A 21321-nucleotide genomic window follows, 5' to 3' on the forward strand; every position below is an offset into this window, starting at 1 on the left:
CTTGGAGAGTTTGTAACAGTTGCCCGTTGCGATTCCACAGCTTCACCGTCTTGTCACTACTGGTAGAGGCAATGGTTTGACCGTCGGGGCTAAATGCCACGCCCCAAACCGAATCACTATGACCTTGGAGAGTTTGTAACAGTTGCCCCTTGCAATTCCACAGCTTCACCGTCTTGTCACCACTGGCAGAGGCAATGGTTTGACCGTCGGGGCTAAATGCCACGCTATAAACCAAATTGCTATGACCTTCTAATCGGTTACGTTCCCTGACTCCATAAAGCACCTGCTGGACTGTGGCTACTCCCAAAATGCGGGTATCTGGTTCTACATTTTTATTTGGTGTTTTAAGTCGTTTTCCTACCTTCAAGCCTGCTACTAAAGCATCAAGCTCTAAATTTGCTGCCAGCAGGTTTTGTGATTTGAGGCTATCGGCGATAATTTCGGCATTTATCCGACGTTTATCCGCTTCTGCTTTTGCGGCGATTGCTTCCTGTCCTTTTACCTTTGCCAAATCTCGTTGCTTTTCAGCGTCTACCTGTCTGTCCTTAGCTAATTGTTCAGCAGTTTTTGTTTTATCAAGGGCTTTTTTTAAGTCTGTTCCCCTTTTTTCAGCTAATTGTTGTGCAGACTTTGCTTGCCCCTCTCCTTTTTTAGCTCTTTCACTTTCATGATTAGCAATCCGCTTTTGCTTTTCTGCCTCCCGGCGTTGTTCATCTGCTTTTTTCTGCTGTGTTCGCGCATTTTTAGTTTGACGGTCTGCCTCTTGTCGCTGTATTTGTTCTCTTTTCAAGGCAGCTTGGGCAATTAGACGTTGCTCTTTTTCACTGTCGCGGGCATCTTGGGCAATCAGATTTTGGTTGTAAATATACCAAGCGACTCCCGTCGATAATATCGAAAACACTACCATTACAATCACATAAGGCAGTGCAGGTTTAAGCTGTTCCCACCTATCCCGCAAGTTGAACGGCAAATGTTTATTAATCCACTTGTAATCAAATACTTGCCGATAGATTTGATTCCGCACCCGCAAAACATTATTCTCCCGCCGCACCACGCCCGATAGCTTCAAGTGAGATTTAGCTAAAGACTGCTCCTCATCCACAACCGCCTGCTTACCCCAGCGAATCTCGCGGTAAATAGTCAAAACCTGCGGGTCTGGTGAGCGTTTAGTCAGCATATCGCGGACAAACTGCAAGTTATTGTCTTGCTCACTCATCGCCCCAAAAAATGTCCTGCTAACTATCTTGTCTACATCGGCTGCGGATAAAACTTGATCCCCCCTAACCCCCCTTAAAAAGGGGGGAACAATAGAACTGTTGTTAACGGGGACTGTGGGAATCTCCAAAACTGGAAGTTGATTGCCCCCCTTTTGAAGGGGGGTTGGGGGGATCAAAACCAAGGCACCACAGAGACGCTGCGTCAAATAAGGATGTCCCCCCGTCCACTTCAACACCTGGCGTAATATCTGGTTGGCATCATCGCTGGGTAATGCCAATCCTTCAGCCAAAGGTAAAGCTTCATCAAAGGTAAAATCAGTTAAATCTACACGCTGTCCGATATTAAACGGTGTGCGTTTGGCATCACGAATTAAATCACCCGGAGTCGCTACCCCCATTAAGACAAAAGAAAGCCGCCCAAATTCCGGATTAGTCGCACGAGCAACATAGAGATAACGAATGGCGATAAAAAAATCATCGGTAAAATCCAGGCTGAGGGTAGAGTCAATTTCATCCACAAAAATCACAACTTGCCCTTCAACCTCGGCCAGCAAAACCTTCTCAAAAAACTGTGTCAGCCGTTGCGATACTCCTAGATGCTCGTGTTGTTGCCACCAACTCACCACATCTGTATCAAACATGAGTTGGTCATCCAATTTGACCAAAAAGCCAAAATACCACTGTTCGGCTGTGACACTTGCCCCCAATTCCTGGAGGTCAACAATTACCGAGGGAATTCCCTCCTCCATTAGGGTTTGCGCCGTGCGTACCATCAAGCTAGACTTACCCATTTGGCGCGGTGTCAGCACATAAGCGAAAATTGCTGACCGACATAAACTGAGCAATTCTTCATCAGCTTGACGAGGAATGTAAATGCCACCGCCAGCCTGTACTGTCCCGCCTACAGTATAAATGGTTGGATTAACCATCTAAAGAACTCCGGGACAAGGGGGACAAGGGGGACAAGGGGGACAAGGGGGACAACGAAGATTTGTTTTACTCATGGATAATCCATTGATTGGGATTGTTAATCATGTTTACTAAACCACTTAAAACTTGATTGTAAGTACCGTATAGTTCTCTTCCTTGTTCTATATCTAAATACTCACATTTGACGGCAAATTTTATCCATACCTGAGTTTCAGCAGCCTCAGCTTGTCTGCGACACGCTCCGCGAACGCAGTCATTTAATTTAGCAATAAAAGCAGCTTTATATCTACGCTTTCTCCAAGCTTCCGCTAGATTGGCACATACAGAGCGTGACGAACGCCGCATTTGGTCTGTCAAAGCGTATTTTTCTTCTATAGGAAACTTTTTTGAGAGTTGAAATATCTTCATAGCTGTATCAAATGCCAATTTAAATATCGCTAAATCTTCATGGCTCTTAAATCTCTTTTTATCCACTCCTTTATCTCCCTTGTCCCCTTGTCCCCTTGTCCCCATCGTCCTCCTTGTCCTCCTTGTTCCCCTTATTCCCTAATTAACCACGCAAATGCTCCCGGAAATAATCGGTGTAAAGTTGACAACGGGGAAACACTACACGCCCTTGCCGACGCACTAAACCTGCACCCCGCAAGCGGAAAAAGATGCGCTCATCTTCACAGGTGTTTTGGCGAATTACTTGGAACATACCCTGAACCAACTCCTGTTTGTTATGCAGCCGAAAAAGGTGGTTACGCAGATGATTGCTAAAGGGGCCATTATCTGCGATCGCATTGGCAAATAGTTCGGTAGGATGGAGGCGATCGCTAGCAACTAAATAGAGTGCAAGGCGTACTAAGTAAGGATGTCCACCTAGCAACGCCATTAATTGCTTTTCTTCGCTGGCGTTGAAGGGTGAACCATGACGGCGGTTTAAATCAGCAACCTGTACTGCTGTAAAGTCCTCTAAATCAATTACTAGCCCAACATTAAAGGGGGATTGGTTGAGATTATCAATTAGCTGGTAGGGTTCGGTGGAAGTAACCAGTGCTAAATCCAGTTGCTTCCAGATAGGAGTGGTGGCGCGGCTATTGTGCCAGCTTCGCAGCATTCCAAAGAAATCAGAGCGAAAATCAGTATCAAAGACCCTTTCAACTTCATCCATTGCTAAGACAATAGGGTTGCCAAACTCTTTAAGCAAATAGCGCCCAACATAGCGAGTGCAACGCTGACTATTGCCCAAGGGCATATTCCAATACTCATCAACTTTGTCTATCATTTCCAGTTCATCAGTTAACCAAGTACAGAACTGACGAAAGAAAAGATCAGCATTAGTTAAGGCCGCTTTATCAAACAATTGGAAATCCAGTAAAGCAACCCGCTTCCCTGCATTCACAGCAGTATTAATTGTGCGAATTAACAGGGAACTTTTGCCCATTTGCCGGGGGTCTTTAATTGTAATTGTCACACCTTGCCGCTCAATAGTCTGCAAAGTAAGTGGATCAGATGAGCGTTCCACGTAAAAAGCAGATTGCGATTCCATTGTCCCTTCGGGCATTTCCAGCGAGACGGGCTGTGCTGAAGGAAAGGGATGGGGTAGGAGTGACGGCTGACTCATCTGGATTAAGTCTGCTTTCGATTTTTCTTCACTAATAGCCAATGCACCGCCAGAGACAGCCTGCAACAACTCTGCAATCAGGCGCGGCGTATCATTCTCATCTTTCCAGAACGCCCAGTTAATCCCATTTAAGTAAGCACTCAAGGGATACAAGAACGGTTCTTGATACGCCAGACGCACTGGGAGAATTATCGGGCGTCCTTCTTGTGATTTTGCCAAGTGGTGTGCTGTCTCTATTTCTGCAACCACCATTTCGCTGCTGGTTGACAAGGCTGAAAGGAAAGTAATCAGAAAATCAGCTTGGCGGATTTCTGCTTCAATACATTCAGCCCAGCGTGTGCCAACAGACATGGTTTGGTCAATAAAAACTTTGTGCTGTTGCGATAGCGCCTGGAAGACTTGCAGCGCCACCGGTTCATCGGGGCTAGCATTACGCTTATAGCTGATGAAGATGCGTTTAGCCTGTGAGTTTAACATTACTATTAACCTTGTCTTCCTTCAGCTTTTTGAGTTGAAAAGCTTGTCTAGTTGCAAGTCAATCTGGTACAGAAGTTGGGTAATTCTGTGCTTCGTCATCCAAGGGCAGTTTTTGCCTATTTCGAGGATCAGCTAAACAAATTAGGATTTTATTCACAGCGCTATCAATTAGATATACTCTACTACAGCGCAGTTGCAGCCAATTACCGACAGCACAAAAAACTCATTAACGGAGTTCAAAGACTCATTAATGGAGTTCAAAGACTCATTAACGGAGCTAAAAGACTCATTAATGGAGTTCAAAGACTCGTTAACGGAGCTAAAAGACTCATTAACGGAGCTCAAAGACTCGTTAACGGAGTTCAAAGACTCGTTAACGGAGGTCAAAGACTCATTAACGGAGCTAAAAGACTCGTTAACGGAGTTCAAGTCTTCATTTCCCATTTCCGAATATTGGTGACAACTCCAAAAACAGGTAAGCTAAAAGACATCTAACTTGCATATTAAAATTTTCTCAATATTTTGTGGGGTGGGCCGAAATGCCCGCCCTGATTATGCAACTTGAATGCCATCATTGCAAGTCAAGTAAAGCAATCCCAGTCTTAATGAGATTGTTTCGCTCCGTACCCTTCTTCTGACGGAGACGCTACGCGTAGCTTGCTTCCACGTTCGCCCTTGGCGTCCTGTAGGGAAGTGGTACGGGTCATTGGTGTCAACTTAACGTGAAAGCCTTTTAAAACCTCGTTTCCAGCCTCTGGCTGGAAATGCACCTCATCGCGGCTCTGCCGCAAGTCTTGAGGCAGAGCCTCTCGGAATGCGTTAAGAGTCAGAGACTTCTTTTCGAGATAATCTCTAAAAGCTGCTTCTAGAGTAACTTTCACTTTAAGTTGACACCAATCGGTACGGGTTCTCCAAAGGAGTACGCAATGATTAATCACCACTGCGTAAGTACTACTGCCCACCTAAAACTAAACAAAGCCTGCTTACGCAGGCTTTGTTTAGGTAGCCCCAGATTTTAGTCTGTGGGCGCTTTCATATTTTTGCAGGAGATTGAATAACTAATTTCAATCAACGTCTTTGACTGTTCTCTTCACTGCATTACCAGCATCCTCAGCTGTGCGCTGAACATTTTTACCAGCATCCTCAGCCCCACGCTGAACATTTTTTGTCACGTCGTCGGCAGCATTCTGGGTATTACCCTTAATATTTTCAATTCCTCGCTGAGTCCCCTTAACAAGACCTTTGCGAACTTCTTCAGCTGAACTGCCGATATCTTCACCCAGGTTCTTCACTCTTTCACCAAGGGGTGTCCCTGACTTAAAATTCTGGCCATATTGTTCTCGGCTGTCAATTCCCTTCTGCTCAATATTTCTTTGAGCATTTTTTGCCAGCGCATCACCTCTGTCATTCGCTGCCTTTTCATCTTGCGCTCTAGGATCTACATCACTAAAGTTATTTATCCCACCAGTCGGAGAATTCAGAGGATAATCTTTTGTGGGATCATATCGTTTGATATTAGGTGCTTGAGCGCCAGGTTGTGGCGGCTGTGTTGCTATTCCTGGAGCACCACAAGCCTGAGTCAGAAATAGAAATATTCCTGCTAAAAAAACAGTTAAAACTTTCAAGGGACGAATGTTTTTCAGCCAACTACCTACTTTTTTCATAGTTCTACTCCTTGCATTTTTGTGACTAAGTTAAACTTCAACCAAGATGGCATTCGCAATTAATTTTACATCCAAAGCATTCAGACAAAATAATAATTTTATCTGTCTACTGCTGGATTTGGTTGTAATTAAGGTCTTACTTTAGCTTCATCTGGCTTATTTTTCAAAAAGCCGGAAGCTTCTTCAACAGCCTCTTTTACAGTCTCAAGACGATCTTTAACCCGATCTCCTACATTTGTTTCATTCTGAATCAAACCACCGGGTTCAGGTTGGCGGAAGTCTTTATCTGTGATGAAGGGCAGTTCTGCTTCTTTCTCGACTCGACCTGCTGGTGTCTCCCCAGAAGGATAAAGTATCTCGGATTCTCTATTTGTAGCAATCAACAATTGCGAACTTGGTTGTAAGCTAGCTTGGTCGCGTCCCTGACTGGCTTTTGAATTTGCACCTTGAGCATTTGCCCCACTACAAGCAGTGCTAACTATCAACAATAGTCCAGCTAAAAAGATAGTTAATATCTGGCGCAATCTTATTTGTTTCCAGAATTCTTTCATAGCATTCACCTAGTCCTCCTTACCAAAATATTAATAAACTAAAAATTTGCTGAATCATTGAATTGGTCAGCAAGTTTATTGTGCTTGTTTTGGTTCGCTCACTTTCGATAACCTTTATTCAGAATATAAATAATAAAATGCACTTTACCTCTAGCGTAGGTCACATTTTAAGTAAGATAAAAGTAATATTTTTATCTTACTCTAGAGAGATATAAAATAAAGTAATATAATTTTCGTAAAAAGAACTACATTAACTTGTTTAATACTTCAAAAGCTTTGAATAGGTAGCTGATGTACTGTAATAGCTGAGGTATTCAGCCCTTGTTGCTCTAACCGTTAAATTACTAAATTCATGAAGCAATTTTTACGCTGGATAATTTTGGGCGGAACGCTGTTTTTTTTAGGAAAAGCTCTGAAGGATAATTGGATTCAGGTAACTGCTATCCGCATTGATGGGGTAGGATGGGCAATTATGGCGATCGCTACAGGCGTGACTTTACTAGCACATACTTGGGCTGGCTGGATCTGGACTTGGATTCTGCAAGAGTTAAATCAACCTGTACCATCTACCCAATTCATCCAAGTTTACCTCAAAACTAACATAGCTAAATATTTGCCAGGTAATATCTGGCATCACTACGGGCGAATTGTAGCCGCCAAAAATGCCAATATTTCTGCTGGTGCAGCTACCTTAAGCGTATTACTGGAACCGCTACTGATGTTAGCGGCTGCTTTAATTATCATTGTCCTATGCAGTAGCCAATTTGCGGCAGTCAATACTACCCTTGTTCTGCAAATACTACAATTCCTGAGTTTAGCTGTAGTTCTTTGTGCTATTCATCCCTGGTTTTTAAACCCAATTATTCGTTTTTTGTACAGATTGAAAGCAAAAAAGTCTGCTACTAGCACTGAGTCAATTGTTCCGTTCAGTCTTAAAAGCTATCCCCTACGACCTTTGTTAGGAGAATTGGGCTTTATGGGACTGCGTGGAACTGGGTTTATATTAACTATGTTCGCCTTGGGTTCGTTGAATGTGAATCAAATTCCTTTGTTGTTAGGGGCTTTTAGCTGCGCTTGGTTGTTAGGGTTTATCATTCCGGGTGCGCCTGGTGGATTAGGTGTATTTGAAGCGACTGCATATGAACTTTTGCGACACCACTTTCCATCTGCCCTAGTATTTAGTGCGATCGCTCTATATCGCCTCATTAGTATTCTAGCTGAAACTGCGGGTGCTACTTTTGCTTGGTTAGATGAACGCCTTGCTAAATCATGAATTAGGCGACACTCATTTTTGTCTATCTACCTTCATCTGTGAAAACACACGATAACCATCCGGATTTAACTGCGGATTACTGCTTTGGTTTTCTTCCATCTTAATCAAGTTATATTCTACGTTTTCTGCATAAATTGCAAACGTGATATTAAAAATCTCCATAAAATTGATTACCCACTTACATTCATCTTGAGGATATTTTTGGTAATAACGAATTAGATGAGCAATCCTAATTTCTAAATGCCTGCGGGAATTTCTAGAAATTAAAATAGTTTTCAGCAGTATAATCACCAATGTTAGAGAGTGACCCCGAATCAGCAATAATATAAATAATGACGAAGGTTCTTTGCCATCTTCTGTTGTAAAATAATCAATCACCCGATTACAGGTTCTCAAGAACAATTCTTTAGTGATAATTTCTTGACTATAATCTTTTTTCCATAATGATAAATTCTCTGCGAACTCCTGCCGTAAACTCTCGACTAATTTTTGATTATCGACAGAAAAAAATAGATATTTTTCTATACTGATTTTAAATTCATCAAGAGTTTGATCTTGAGTTTGCTTGATAAATATATTGGCAATATTCTCATGGCTAAATAAACCTTTCTTTAAAACAATTGCTTTTATTAAATGTAGAACATTATCTCCCAAAATACTCGGATTTGTGTAGCGTGTTGTGCTTGAGACCGCAGATTGAGAACGAGCAATATACATTGCTAATTCAAACTTAAATTTGTCTTTCATCTGTCTAGAACGCTTTCTAGCAGCCTCTTGTTGCTCTCTAGAATTGTTCTCATTAATAGATTGATCAGCTAATAAATACGAACTGTAGCGATTAGCCCAATGACCTTTAGATAATTCCTCATATTTAGCAGCAAATAATTTTAGTTCTTGGTAGTCTTTGCTGTTTATGAAATTCTCTAGCCAGCTTTTACAGATATTTATCGCTGGAAAATTATTGTTCTTTACTTTCAGGTTCGCATTTGCAAATAAATTAACTAATTCTTGGATATATTTGTCTTTTCTGTTGGTTGTCCAATTGTTAACTATTATGTAGCTACACCGCTTAAGTGTATTATAGAACTCCTGTTCATTATCATTTAAAAAAATACTGTATATCACAGGTATAGAATGGGAATCTTGTGAATCAAGACCGTCTATAAATAAACCTTTAAATTCCCGCAAAACATCATCTGGCGACAGCTTTTTGACAATTTCCAAGAAGAAGCGATAAACCTCTTCTTGTGCGGTTTGCACATTTAGCTCTCTAGATTGAAACGTCACAAAATGCGGATATTCCTGACTAATTGATAAACTATTAGCGGTCATTCCAGTTCTCAAGACAAAAGGCTTACTGCTCATACTATTACCAAGTTTAACCTTAGTGAACAGTAGTATCAATCTATTCTTCAGAGATTCAGTAATCTTTTTACACAAATTTGATAAACTCGGACTATAAATAAAGTATTAAACAATTTATATTTAATATTTGTAGGACTTACGCACAAGTTACGGAATAACGAACCACTCCAGGCGCAGAGAAGCCAGTGCGTTGCGGTGAATCCAGCGCTGTAGGCGGGTTTCCCGCCGTAGGCGACTGGTGAACCCGAAGGGGGGTTCCCATGCCACTTGACGCCAGTCCGCTCCGGGAGACCCGAAAGAGCGGCTGGCTCCTTCAAGCCGGGCAACCGTCCAACGCAGTGGCTTCCCGTTGTAGCAACTGGCACGACACGGAGAGAAGTCGGAGCGGCGGCTTCTGCCGTTAGCGTAGCGGTAGCGAGTCCGCGAGCGTCTCTGAACTTCTCCCAAGGGGAGACGCTGCGCGAACGGTGGAAATCAGAGTTTGAGAGATATTTTGCGTAAGTCCTAACTTCATCAAATACTCCAGTAAAATTACTTACTTTTAAGAGAACATTTAGAAAATAAATCTTAAGTAGGGTGCGTTAGGCGCTCATATTATGTTTCTCATGACAAATAATATCGAAATATGCGTTTAATACAATGCCCTTCGGGTTCACCAGTCGCCTACAGAAGGAAACCTTCTTGCAGCGCTGGTTCACCAGTTGCTACAACAGATAGCGCAGTGTTAGCGAGTCCTTGAGCGTCGGGAACCTCTGCGACGCACTGGCTCCCTACAAAAATCTTATTTTTACTAGGACTTACACATCATTCATATATAGGACTGATATTTGATTTTTGAAATATACGTAGGGTGCGTTACGCCAAAGGATAACGCACCACCTCTGATTCCAGGTGCGTTACGCTACGCGATAACACACCCTACATATACTTAGATTTTTTCACAAATCAAATCGGATTGCTATATATGTACTATAGTAAATTTGGGCTTTTGAGCCATATCTAACACCCAACACAGTCAATATGCGACCAAATCAGGGTTGTGTTCAGCGCCTGAAACGGTAATTTTACGTAACATATATTATAAGTAATTTGTACAGTGCGTAAGTCCTAAAGTATATAAAAGAATCTCGCATCAAACGAATCGAACACTGTTGCGAGGAGGTAAAACAAGCTGTTAGGCAAGTTCACACTGAAGGTATTTATCCTAATGAGGCAGCTATTTCAAGGCTATTGGCTAAACCAGGATGTTTTCGCGACAAAAAAGTTCGCGCTGCTTTAAGGGCAGCGCGAAGAGAAATTTGTTTGGAACCATAACCTTGCCACCCTTTATTGGAAGCATAAGCTTACCGTTGCGGCAAAGTTATGGGTAAAGTCACAATAGAAGTCTTTTGGGATTTTAAATTTTTAGTGGGGGTGGAGGGACTTGAACCCACACGACCGTTTAAGGTCAACGGATTTTCATTCTCCCGCAGTTTTCACTGCTACCTGATGCCTTTAGCAAGGTCAGGTTTTGAGAATTGGACTCTCCCTTTACCCTCGACTTGACGTTAGGGTAGCTCCCGTCGGGTCTCTGCACCTTCCGAATAGTTAGGAGTTAGGAGTTAGGAGTTAGGAGTTTTAATTTACTCAGTACTCAATACTCATTACTCACGACTTTTTCCGGCTTGGCTCAGGATTGCCATGTCTGTCACCAGATTTAGGTTTCCCTGAGTTTGAGAGCTTCCACTTGAGGGATTTCTCCTTCAAGGCTCAGTTATCTAAGTCCGTAGCGTCTACCATTCCGCCACACCCCCATTGTTATTTCGCAACTAGTATAACTAGTTATTTTGTGGAGACAGTAAATACTCCCTCATCTATTCCACCATCAATTGTGTTTTTTGTCCAACTAGATTGAAAATATTTTTTCCAGACTGGAAGTCTTCGTTGTTTCCTCGTCATCAATCTGGATGAGTTTTCGATCTTGTCTGACTAGAACATTATTTGCTAGTTGATTTGCGATTATAGCATGATATTATCTTTTATCTGTCAATCTGGACATAGACGAGGAATTCTGGCGCAGTTATGTTGAAAGCATTTATGAGTATAGTTCTCTGAGTCTGGCTCTTCAGCCTATGATGGAAAACAGATGCTTAAGACTTGAAAGTTATGATTGTCGCCCTGCTGTATCTGATTTTGGCTGGAGCTTACCTTTTAGTAATCCCGATTGCTGTCTTGCTGTACCTGAAGCAGCGTTGGTATGTAGCTACCTCGATTGAGCGTGTCTTTATGTACTTTTTGGTGTTTTTCTTCTTTCCAGGTTTGTTGGTTCTATCGCCGTTTGTAAATTTTCGACCCCAACGGCGACAAATTCAACTTTAACGAGATTGGTAGGTCATAACTCTCATGCGACGGATTGACGCTATTGGAATTGGCTTGGGTGTTTTTATTGCTGGCGGCTTGGTCTATTTAGGATTGCAGCTAGTTGGTTTGGATAATCAGAAAGCTGGTATATGGAGCCAAGTCTTACTAGTCAGTGGGTTAATTGGCTGGTTAGCCACCTATTTTTTCCGTGCGGTGGGACAAAAAATGACCTACCACCAACAGAGGGAACAGTATGAGCAAGACTTTCTGCAAAAGCGGCTAGAAGAGCTTACTCCCGAAGAACTAGCACGAATTCAAGCCGAAATAGAAGAAGAAGAGCAATCTCAGGTGTAAAGTTATCATTGATAAGTCAAGAGTCCAAAATCTAGATTTGGACTCTTGACATTTGACTCTTGATACTTGACTAAATGACTGCGATTTCTGATTGCTTTGAAACCCTTGAGCGCAATCGTGAGTGCGCTCTGATTCCGTTTATCACTGCTGGCGATCCAGATTTAGAAACAACAGCAAAAGCTTTGCAGATTCTGGATCGTAGTGGAGCCGACATTATAGAACTGGGCATACCCTACTCTGATCCTCTGGCAGATGGGCCAGTAATTCAAGCTGCTGCTACCCGCGCCCTGCAAAAGGGAACGAAATTGGAGCAGGTGCTAGAAATGCTGCAAGAGATTACTCCCAAATTGCGATCGCCGATTGTCCTATTTACCTACTACAATCCAATTTTGCACCGGGGAATTGACAAATTTCTCCAAGAAATTGCTGCGGCTGGGGTAGCGGGATTGGTAGTACCAGACTTACCTTTAGAAGAAGCCGCCAGCTTGCTGCAACCAGCTAGCGCCATCGGAATTGATCTGACGTTGTTCATAGCTCCCACCAGTTCGGATGAACGAATAGAAGCGATCGCTCGTTCTTCCCAAGGATTTATTTATTTAATCACTGTAACCGGGGTAACAGGGATGCGATCGCAAGTGGAAAACCGCGTGTCCAATTTACTCAAACAAATTCGTGGTGTTACTGATAAACCCATCGGTGTAGGCTTTGGAATCTCCGAAGCTGCACAAGCCCGTCAGGTAAGGGAATGGGGCGCAGATGCCGTGATCGTAGGCAGCGCTTTTGTGAAACGGTTAGCCCAAGGCACCCCAGAGCAGGGATTGAGTGCGATCGCCCAATTTTGCCAAAGTCTCAAAGCAGCCATCAAGACCACCAACACCAGCACAAATACTCCTCTTGATTAGACGGGTAAAGTAGATTAAAAAAGTATAACAGTGTAGTTTTTATCTTTGTTTGGTAGACAATTTGACCAATATGGTCTTGAATATTAACATCAGATATCATGATGTAAAAAAACTAGCTGATACAGTCGCTTATAGTTCGAGTATTATGTGAAATCAAGTAGGCATAATTTATGAGTGTGAGAGTAAGTCAGTCACAAATGGTTATAGTTACGTCGCAATTGAGGAGCAAAGGCGATGAGTGAAAGTATGGCGTTTATCGGCGGGGTTGCCGTAGCTGGGCTGGCGGCTCTCGTATTGCTCAAAGGAACAAATACTCCTCTACAACCTAACTTTGGTGTTGCTTCCCAAATCCCAGGCACTCTAGTAGCGCCTCAGGGAATGCAGCCACAAATGTATCCTTATGGCCCTTATGGGCAACCAATCTATCCTAATTCTAATCAGCAGCAAGTTACTCCTAATACTGACCAGCGCCTAGAGGTGGAGAAGCTGAACACGCAGATGCAGCTAGAGCGTTTAAAAAACGACAATGAACAGCTGAAGTTGCAAAATCAACAACTCCAAGGCCAAGTTCAAAATTTCAATACTCAACAGCAGTGGCAATTAGCCCAGCAAAATAACCAACCAAAAACAGCAGCATTCCAGCCGCAAAATCCTTGGTGGTCTTCACCCATGCTTTGGGCTGTGGGCGGCGCAACTCTCACTATTGGTGGTGGTGTTGTCGTCGCTGGGGTATTGGCTTTATTCTCACCACGGCAGCGTCCAGCCCGTACTATACAAGTGATTCACCCCTACCAAGGAAATACACCGCCCTTGGTTCCAGTCCGTCGCGCTGAGTTTTTGCCTGCTGCACGGATGGAAGCAAGACGAGTTGAAGCCCCAGAATACGACGAAATGCAGTAACAACAAAAAATATCGGACAAAGCATCTAGGTAAGAGATATACAGGGTAACACTGTTAAAATACTGCCTAGATGCTTTTTTTGTACATGAGTGATTAATCAAGCTCAAAAAGCGGATGAAACTCAAAAAACTGGCGATGTCTTCTCTGCGAGACGCTACGCGTAGCTTGCTTGTGCGTAGGAGTACGACGACCTGCGCTCATGCGGTATTACTATTCATATTTGGTGTAGCTTGTCAATCTGTGGATAAGGTTGCCATTTACGAGAAAAATAATGGAAAGCAACCAGTCCAGGCAGAACTTTTAGCTAAAATTGCTGTAGGATATGCAAAATTAGGACAACAGGATAAAGCCTCGAAGTTATTAGCCCCAGCTATTCAGACTGCCAAAATATCTAAGGATATTAACATTACACAAGACTTATTGGAGCAGTTGGGAACTATTTATGTAGAAATGGGACAATACGACAAAGCACTTCAAGTAGCAAAATATCTTCAGAAAATAGCACGAGCTTATCAGGAAATAGCAAAATCTTTTCATTCACACGAACTAACACCAGAAATAAGTTCTATAGATATTAGGTTAAAACATATTACTGATCGCCTAGTACAAGTGGGGCAATACGAAAAAGCCCTTCAAGTTGCCAAATTGATATCAACAAATGTTACAAATAGGTCTTTAAATGGAAAAGATTTCATTATTTCTCAATCTATAGTAATGTCTGAAGTTGCACTCAAGTATGCACAAACTGGGCAAAAGGCTCAAGCAGAACAGATATTAGTACAAGCACTTCAAAAAGCTAAAATCAGTGATGATATGGTTGAAATCGCACTCAAATATGCACAAGTTGGACAAAAAGCAAAGGCATTGCAACTGCTAGCGCAAGGCTCACAAAATGCACAATATCCAGATAATAACGCTGAAGTGGCTAAAGTAGCTAAAGTGGCTGTTAAGTATGTACAAGTAGGACAACAGGCTAAGGGAGAACAGCTGTTAGCCCAAGCCCTTCAAAGTATTAAAAATGAAAAATATGATAGCATAAAAAACTTTTATTTAGCTGATATTGCTGTTGATTATGCAGAACTGGGGCAATGCAACCAATCTATTGTAATTGCCAAATCAATAAAGGATTACCCTAATTATGAATTATTTAAAGACGCTTATATCACTCATGATGGTTTAATTATTGGGGGTTCTTTAGATGTGTTTGCTGAAATTGCTACGACGTGTGCAGCAGTAGAGCAATATGAGCAAGCCCTTCAAGCGATCAAGGAAGCAAAGTACTCTTATAATAAAAGGGAAGCATTGAGTGTACTTGCTGTTGAGTACGCAAAAAAGAGTCAATACAAGCAAACTTTTCAACTACTTAAAGAGAATGCTGAATCTGACTATAAAAAAGCCTTGCTTTCCTCAGAATCTGACTCTATCAAAACCTTGCTTTTTTATGATTCTGAATATGTTAAAGTCTCAGCTTTGCCCAAAATTGTTGAGCAAGCTACTCAAGTAGAACCACCTGCTAAAGCAGAGCAGGTATTATCCCAAGCACTTGAAGTTGCTAAGACTATTAAAAGCCGTGATAAGAAAGTTAAGGTGATAACTGCGATCGCTATTGGGTGTGCACAATTAAAGCAAAAAGATAAAAGCAAGCAATTATTAGCACAAGCCCTTCAAATTGCTGAAAATATACATCAATAAAAGAGAAATTAGTTCAACACCGATAGGTAAAGGTAATAAGATTATCTATTACCTATTACCAATAGATGCTAAGACATTATAATTAACAAACTTTGATTTCACAAACCGCCTTTAGGAGTTTCTGTAGCATTAGGACTCTCTCTATTAGCAGGTTGCTTAGTATCGGGAAGTTTATGTTGGGTATTTTTTTGATTACCTTGATTTTCTAGTTGAGTTAGTGCCTGTTTTGCCAGATTTTTGGCTGCTTGTTTAAATAATGGTTCGATTCTGTTTCGCCAATATTGAGTATTAGGTAACTTTTCTGGATGGTTTCTATAATCTAAAACTTTATCCCATTTCCCATCATCCAGCGCTTTGTTGATCTCATTAGATATCGCCTCTGCCTTAGCCCAATCTTGCTGCCACTGGGCAATTACTTTACCAGTCTCTTTGATACTAGAAGCAGCGTTTGCCGGAATCGATTTCAAAAGTGCGATCGCTCCAACTATATCTCCTGATTCATATTTCTGTCTAGCTTGTTCTATAATATTGGCACTATTATCAGTAGGCTGCGATCGTTCTAATTTCCCAGCATCATCAGTTGACCCCTTCGGCTTTTCTGGTAATGGAGTTGCGACATTCTTCGATTTTGTTTTTGGCTGGGGAATTGGTCGAGTCGCAATCAGGATACTATCATCTACAATCTTAGTTGCAATGCCTTTTTCGCGCAGGCAAGAACCCCATTCTTGATTATTGGTTATCACATCCGAGGATGCCCAAGCCAAACGACCAGATTTCAGTTTCACTTCTATCCAACCTCGTTTTGTCTGCTTGCCTGTAACCTCGAAACTGGTGTTATCAGTAACAGTTTGCAAAATATTATCAGAATTAATCGAACTTGGTTCAGAACGAATATTAGAATTTCCGACGACAACAGCCGAGCATTTATTTGCTAAGGCGGTATCCTTACCTGTAAGATTAGCAGCTAAATTTTTTACATTTGGATATACATTTGTTACCAAGGCAGCCGCACCACCTGCCAATAATATGCCAATTAATATCGGCCATGGGTCGGATTTACTAGAGTCTTTAAGTGCAGGTTTAGCGGGGATAGGATTCGCTGGTGCAACTGCAACCGTTTGCAGCCGAGATACTTGAGGTCGGGATTTGGCGGCTTCTTGAGGTGTGGAAAGTGCAGGTACAGGATTAATCGCGTCTTTACATGCTTGCAGTGCTTCCGTGGCGCTTTGGTAGCGGTCTTTGAAGTGATAATGTACCATCTTGGACAACACTACTGCCAGTCGATGGTTCACCGTTACTGAACGCTGCCAAATAATTTCGCCCGTTTGCGGGTCTTCTGGCAATTCTGTTGGATATAATCCTGTTAATGCTTGAATGGCGATGATGCCAAGGGAATAGATATCACTGTTAGGGCGGGGTTTACCTTGCCCTTGTTCTGTGGGCATATAGCCAGGAGTGCCAATAACTACTGTGGCATGGGGTTGTCCGCCAACTGTTACCAGTTGTGTACGCAGTTGCTTCACTGCCCCAAAGTCCACTAAAACTAACTTATTATCTGACGCGCGACGGATGATATTATCCGGTTTGATATCGCGGTGAATGACGCCTTGGCGGTGGACAAATTCGAGAATTTGCAGAACTTCCTGCAACAGTTGAATTACTCGGCTTTCACTCCAGCGCTTACCAGGTATAAGTTCTTCAGCTAGGGTATGTCCTTCAATATATTCTTGTACTAAATAAAATTCTTGGTTTTCGTCAAAGTAAGCTAGCAGCCTGGGTATTTGGTCATGGTTGCCCAGTTTTTCTAAGGTTTCAGCTTCGCTGTTGAACAGGCGTTTAGCAGTATCAAAAACTCTGGGGTCAGTTCCGGGCTTGAGGTGCTTGACAACGCAGATGGGGTTCCCTGGCCGCCTTGTATCTTGGGCAATGTATGTTTGACCAAATCCTCCCATCGCCAGGACTCGAATTACTTGATAACGATGGTCTAGTAGCTTGCCGATCATATTCCCTCCCCAGAGTTATTACCTAATTTTCCAGCTGGTAATAAATATCTCCAAATTTTCTTCAATGAAATCCGCTATCTTGAGAAAAGATTTAGATTAAAAACGCAGCTTTTTAATAAACACAGACTGTTTATTTTTCTTTTAGTGTCCCTGTTTACTACCAATGCCACCGAAAATAACAAACTCAGTTGCATGGCAGCAGGCTGAAATCCTCATGCAACCTGCTTTCATTCGCGTTATCGACAATATCCGCAAGCTGCTTGATGAATCTTCATGGACGGGAACTTACCACGATGTCCTGATTTGGCCGGCTAGCATCACTGATGAAATCAAAGCATTGGTGACTGAACTGTTGCAAGCAATGGAAACTGCAACGCCCCAAGAAGCAGATGAAATCAGAGAGACTCTGGCTCGTCTGCCGATGCCCCATCCAGGATATCATCTACGTTTGGAGCGTCAACAGCAACAAGCGAGTATCGATTTGTGGGAGTTGTGTTATCAAGTGTGTTTTTTTGAATACACCCCACACGAGGAAGCTGCTGTTATTGATACTAGTTTAATTGATGAACTGGGTGAAGTGGATTGGCTGCGTTTGGATGCTAAGTCCAAGGAGTTAGTTGAAGAGGCGTTTGCTAAATTGCCAGAGACTTGAAGCCCTGAAAATAGAATACACGAATAAAGCCCACGCAGGTGGGCTTATGAGGTAAGGCGATCGCTTTTTCTTCAAGCAGCAAAATCTTCACTCATGCGGCTGTAGTCAATTGAGTTTGTAGGTTCTGACTGTGTTTTCAATTTGGCGAGAAATTCTTTCATCCCTGGTATTTCTAATTGATGAAATGTGATTTGATTGTCTGAACTCTTAGCCGAAGATTAATTATCTACTAAGGCGTTGATGGAGTTACCGAATTTGAGATGCGCTTACCCTGCTTTATTAACCTGATTCATCCCGCATTTATGCAACGCCCTTATTTGCTTTCCTGCATATTTCTAACTAGCTTAGTCACTAGCTTTCTAGGAGTAAATCTTACAGATTCAGCGAGGAGCTTATTTTTAATTCCAGTAACGACAACAGTTTTGTTTTCCAATAGACCACGATAGCCGATTTTGGCTACCACTTCCGCAGTCATAATTTTTTGACCGCTTACCAGCTTTGAGTCTTCCATTGCGGCTCTTTGTTGAAAACCAGATTCTGTAGGACCTGGACAAAGCGCCGTCACAGAGACACCTGTACCTTCTAATTCATTAGCGATCGCTTCTGTGAACGATAATACATAGGCTTTACTAGCGTAGTATACTGCCATCAGTGGGCCTGGTTGAAAAGCAGCAGTCGAAGCCACATTTAATATTTTTCCAGACCCCTGCTTAACCATACCCTTGAGGAATAACTTGGTTAAATGTGTGAGACATAAAACATTAACCTGTAGCAATTGCAGTTCAGAATTCAGGTCAATTTCGTGAAATAATCCGTAGGTAGCAAACCCAGCATTGTTTACCAGCACATCAACTTTGATCGATGCTTGCTCTAGCTCAGTAAAAATTTCTTCTGGGGCTGATGGGTTAGATAAATCCTTGGAAATAACTTTGACATCAATGCCAAATTTATTTTTAAATTCATTGGCGATTTTATTCAGCTTTTCCACGCTTCTAGCTACCAACACCAGATTGTAACCATCCTGAGCAAATAACTTCGTGAATTCATAACCGATGCCGCCAGATGCACCAGTAATAAGAGCCGTTTGTCTGCGATTAGTCTGCATAAATTTTCCTCTCTTAACTGCTTAAAAAAAAATGAGTCATTAGTCATTAGTCATTAGTTATTAATTCTTCAGTGGTGTCAATTTAACGCAAAATTCATGTCCTGCAAAGAACTTCAGTTCCTTGCTAATAGCTGAAGTTATCTGAAGATAACTAAATATACTCAAAAATCTTTAGTCTACTTCAGTAGACTTTAGCTGTTAGCCTGGAACTTTAGTTCAAGGCGGGTGAGAAAGCCAACAGTTTAGCTACAAATAGCTTAAATTGACACGGATGTTAATTCTTCTCCCCTTGCCTCCTGCCTCCTACCTCCTTCATTGCCATTGAGAAATTTCCAAACGAACTGCTGCTTTTGTTCCTAAGACTTTTTGCCCACGTTCTGGTAGAGGAACATACGCAACATAGACACCTGAACTGGATTCGGAAGTCGGATTTAAATTATTTACTGGCTCTTTTTCATCGGAATTCCAACTGTATTTAGCATTATATGTGCCATCTGTTGTAGCAACATCAGTAATTAGATAGTCAGACCATCAAGATGAATACGGTGGTTCATTAGAGAATCGAGCGCGGTTTTTGCTAGATGTAATTAGAGCAATCCGCAAAGAAGTCGGCAACGACTTTCACCTGCAATTCAAGATTAGTGCCGTTGACTATAACAACGCCGTCACCTTTTGGGAAAAACCAGGTAATACCATAGAAGATTCCATCCAAGTTTGTAAATGGGCAGAACAAGCTGGGGCTGATGGCGTGCATGTGTCAACTGGTAGCTTATTTCCTCACCCACTCAATCCCATTGGTGATTTTAATTTCGATGTCATTACTAGAACTTATGACACTATGTTGTCAAGTGGCGTAGAGACCACACGCAACTACATTTTATTTCGCAATTCATTTTTGCATCCCCTTTTCAATTTTTTATGGAATCGAGTGAAAAAGCAATTGCCTCCTCAAGCATTTAGTGGTGATGATGTAAAAGACCCCAAAATCAAGCAGTTACTAGCAGAGAACCAAGGCAGAAACTTGCTGGATGCCAGAGAAATTAAAAAGCACGTTAATATTCCCGTATTATGCACGGGTGGTTTACAGCAGGCTTCTTATATTCGTCAGGCAATTAACGATCATTATTGCGATGGCGTCACAATGGCTCGTACCCTAATTGCTAACAATGACTTAGTTAAATCTTTTAAAGCAGGTAAAGACCTGGCAGATAAACCTTGTACCTATTGCAATAAATGCCTGCTGAATGTAACTGAAAATCCCTTGGGTTGTTACGAGCAAGATCGCTTCAATAGCTATGAAGAGATGATGGAAGAAGTAATGTCAGTCTTTCATAAAACTGAGCTTGCAAAATTATCTAGATAAAAAAGCGATGCAGATCACATTGACAATTTCGCTTACAGATAATCTCGACAATATAGGGAGTGTTTTATGACTGAACAAACAAACCCTAACCTACTTACGACCTCAATCAAGGGAGTCCTCCAGCGGATTTTGGTTGTGATTGTAGGTGTTCTAGCAGTAGCATTATTTTTGCTTTGGCCTGTTTTTTCTAACTCTCCAGTGGATTATGCTGACATTGAAAATCACTTTAAATATGGTTCAATCGGCAGTGAATCCGTCAATGGCATCCCTTACTGGATTTGGAAAGTTTTACCAGAACTATTCCCAGAAAAATTACCTGGAAAAGGTTATACTTCTTTGGGATTTATCAAAGAACCTGACAAAGATTTGCCTGTAGGTTTTTCACAACGCAGAGTCTTTATTGATCGAGTTGGGTTAAATTGTGCTGTATGTCATACAGGAACGCTGCGACATACCCCTAATAGCGAACATCAAGTCATCACTACAATGCCTGCTAATGTGCTTAATTTGCAGGGATATATCAAGTTTTTATCAGCAGTTGGTGTGGATGAACGCTTTACTGCTAACCGAATGTTGCCAGAAATTGAAAAAATCAGTGGCGGTCTTAATCCCATTGAAAAATTACTTTATCGTTTCATAGCAATTCCCCAAACTAGAGATGCGCTAATTAATCAGGCATCTCGACTTAAGTTTGTTGAAGAACAGCCAGATTGGGGACCAGGAAGAGTAGATACTTTTAATCCTTATAAAGCAATTCAATTCCATTTCCCAATGGATAAATTGCGTGAGGATGAACTGATTGGAACTTCTGATTTCCCCTCAGTTTGGAATCAAAAACCCCGCAAAGGGCTAGAGTTGCACTGGGATGGTAAGTAGCTCAACCTAATTAAATGTAAAACGCTCGACTTGGTACTGACCTTGTAT

General features: G+C 41.9%; 20 protein-coding genes. 11 read left to right on the top strand and 9 right to left on the bottom strand.

Annotated features, from left to right (window positions below; all coding sequences use genetic code 11):
• The 3 genes from PUQ00_RS26740 to PUQ00_RS26750 form a co-directional block, all read right to left on the bottom strand.
• Positions 1–2146, bottom strand: a 2146-nt coding sequence (locus PUQ00_RS26740) for a P83/100 family protein (protein WP_300422347.1), incomplete at its 3' end; no start/stop codon positions are given.
• 67 nt (positions 2147–2213) lie between these two features.
• Positions 2214–2621, bottom strand: coding sequence for a four helix bundle protein (locus PUQ00_RS26745; RefSeq protein WP_300422349.1), 408 nt, complete (start codon positions 2619–2621; stop codon positions 2214–2216).
• Between the two features lie 76 nt (positions 2622–2697).
• Positions 2698–4233 (bottom strand): AAA-like domain-containing protein, encoded by a 1536-nt coding sequence (locus PUQ00_RS26750; protein ID WP_300422351.1) that lies wholly within the window; start codon positions 4231–4233, stop codon positions 2698–2700.
• An 87-nt stretch (positions 4234–4320) separates the two neighbouring features.
• Between PUQ00_RS26750 and PUQ00_RS32940 the strand changes: the two genes are divergently transcribed.
• A complete protein-coding gene (locus PUQ00_RS32940) occupies positions 4321–4728 on the top strand; it encodes a hypothetical protein (RefSeq protein WP_366145974.1) in 408 nt (135 codons plus the stop codon).
• Between the two features lie 107 nt (positions 4729–4835).
• Here the strand turns inward: PUQ00_RS32940 and PUQ00_RS26755 are convergent, their stop codons facing one another.
• The 3 genes from PUQ00_RS26755 to PUQ00_RS26765 form a co-directional block, all read right to left on the bottom strand.
• Positions 4836–5114, bottom strand: a complete 279-nt coding sequence (locus PUQ00_RS26755) for a hypothetical protein (RefSeq protein WP_300422353.1) — start codon at positions 5112–5114, stop codon at positions 4836–4838.
• A gap of 183 nt (positions 5115–5297) precedes the next feature.
• On the bottom strand, positions 5298–5897 hold the full coding sequence (locus PUQ00_RS26760; protein ID WP_300422354.1) for a hypothetical protein: 600 nt from the start codon (positions 5895–5897) through the stop codon (positions 5298–5300).
• 128 nt (positions 5898–6025) lie between these two features.
• Entirely contained in the window at positions 6026–6457 is a 432-nt protein-coding gene (locus PUQ00_RS26765) for a DUF6658 family protein (protein ID WP_300422356.1), read from the bottom strand.
• A 343-nt stretch (positions 6458–6800) separates the two neighbouring features.
• Here PUQ00_RS26765 and PUQ00_RS26770 point away from each other — a divergent pair, with 343 nt between their 5' ends.
• Positions 6801–7721 (top strand): lysylphosphatidylglycerol synthase domain-containing protein, encoded by a 921-nt coding sequence (locus tag PUQ00_RS26770; protein ID WP_300422358.1) that lies wholly within the window; start codon positions 6801–6803, stop codon positions 7719–7721.
• Between the two features lie 12 nt (positions 7722–7733).
• On the opposite strand, the gene PUQ00_RS26775 is transcribed toward PUQ00_RS26770, so the two are convergent.
• Complete coding sequence (locus tag PUQ00_RS26775; protein WP_300422360.1) at positions 7734–9053, bottom strand: hypothetical protein; 1320 nt, start codon at positions 9051–9053, stop codon at positions 7734–7736.
• A 300-nt stretch (positions 9054–9353) separates the two neighbouring features.
• Between PUQ00_RS26775 and PUQ00_RS26780 the strand changes: the two genes are divergently transcribed.
• The 6 genes from PUQ00_RS26780 to PUQ00_RS26805 all read left to right on the top strand — a co-directional run bounded on the left by PUQ00_RS26780 (position 9354) and on the right by PUQ00_RS26805 (position 15274).
• The gene (locus PUQ00_RS26780; RefSeq protein WP_300422361.1) at positions 9354–9587 is read left to right on the top strand and encodes a hypothetical protein; all 234 of its coding nucleotides are present in this window, start codon (positions 9354–9356) and stop codon (positions 9585–9587) included.
• A gap of 1644 nt (positions 9588–11231) precedes the next feature.
• Positions 11232–11444, top strand: a complete 213-nt coding sequence (gene ndhL / locus PUQ00_RS26785) for an NAD(P)H-quinone oxidoreductase subunit L (protein WP_300422363.1) — start codon at positions 11232–11234, stop codon at positions 11442–11444.
• Between the two features lie 24 nt (positions 11445–11468).
• Positions 11469–11780: a DUF3007 family protein gene (locus PUQ00_RS26790; RefSeq protein ID WP_300422364.1), complete on the top strand. Its 312-nt coding sequence runs from the start codon at positions 11469–11471 to the stop codon at positions 11778–11780.
• A 74-nt stretch (positions 11781–11854) separates the two neighbouring features.
• Entirely contained in the window at positions 11855–12682 is an 828-nt protein-coding gene (gene trpA, locus PUQ00_RS26795; RefSeq protein WP_300422366.1) for a tryptophan synthase subunit alpha, read from the top strand.
• Positions 12683–12916: 234 nt separating this feature from the next.
• Complete coding sequence (locus tag PUQ00_RS26800) at positions 12917–13582, top strand: heterocyst differentiation related protein (RefSeq protein ID WP_300422367.1); 666 nt, start codon at positions 12917–12919, stop codon at positions 13580–13582.
• Between the two features lie 114 nt (positions 13583–13696).
• The gene (locus tag PUQ00_RS26805; RefSeq protein WP_300422368.1) at positions 13697–15274 is read left to right on the top strand and encodes a hypothetical protein; all 1578 of its coding nucleotides are present in this window, start codon (positions 13697–13699) and stop codon (positions 15272–15274) included.
• Between the two features lie 98 nt (positions 15275–15372).
• On the opposite strand, the gene PUQ00_RS26810 is transcribed toward PUQ00_RS26805, so the two are convergent.
• Positions 15373–17277, bottom strand: a complete 1905-nt coding sequence (locus PUQ00_RS26810; RefSeq protein WP_300422369.1) for a serine/threonine protein kinase — start codon at positions 17275–17277, stop codon at positions 15373–15375.
• A gap of 163 nt (positions 17278–17440) precedes the next feature.
• On the opposite strand from PUQ00_RS26810, the gene PUQ00_RS26815 reads away from it, so the two are divergent.
• Positions 17441–17929: a hypothetical protein gene (locus tag PUQ00_RS26815; protein WP_300422370.1), complete on the top strand. Its 489-nt coding sequence runs from the start codon at positions 17441–17443 to the stop codon at positions 17927–17929.
• A 313-nt stretch (positions 17930–18242) separates the two neighbouring features.
• Here PUQ00_RS26815 and PUQ00_RS26820 read toward each other — a convergent pair whose 3' ends face one another.
• A complete protein-coding gene (locus PUQ00_RS26820; protein WP_300422371.1) occupies positions 18243–19034 on the bottom strand; it encodes an SDR family oxidoreductase in 792 nt (263 codons plus the stop codon).
• Between the two features lie 574 nt (positions 19035–19608).
• On the opposite strand from PUQ00_RS26820, the gene PUQ00_RS26825 reads away from it, so the two are divergent.
• Entirely contained in the window at positions 19609–20397 is a 789-nt protein-coding gene (locus PUQ00_RS26825) for a hypothetical protein (RefSeq protein ID WP_300422373.1), read from the top strand.
• 66 nt (positions 20398–20463) lie between these two features.
• Positions 20464–21273: a hypothetical protein gene (locus PUQ00_RS26830; protein ID WP_300422375.1), complete on the top strand. Its 810-nt coding sequence runs from the start codon at positions 20464–20466 to the stop codon at positions 21271–21273.
• The last annotated feature ends 48 nt before the right edge of the window (positions 21274–21321 follow it).

Source organism: Nostoc sp. S13 (assembly GCF_029379315.1).
Taxonomy (GTDB): domain Bacteria; phylum Cyanobacteriota; class Cyanobacteriia; order Cyanobacteriales; family Nostocaceae; genus Nostoc.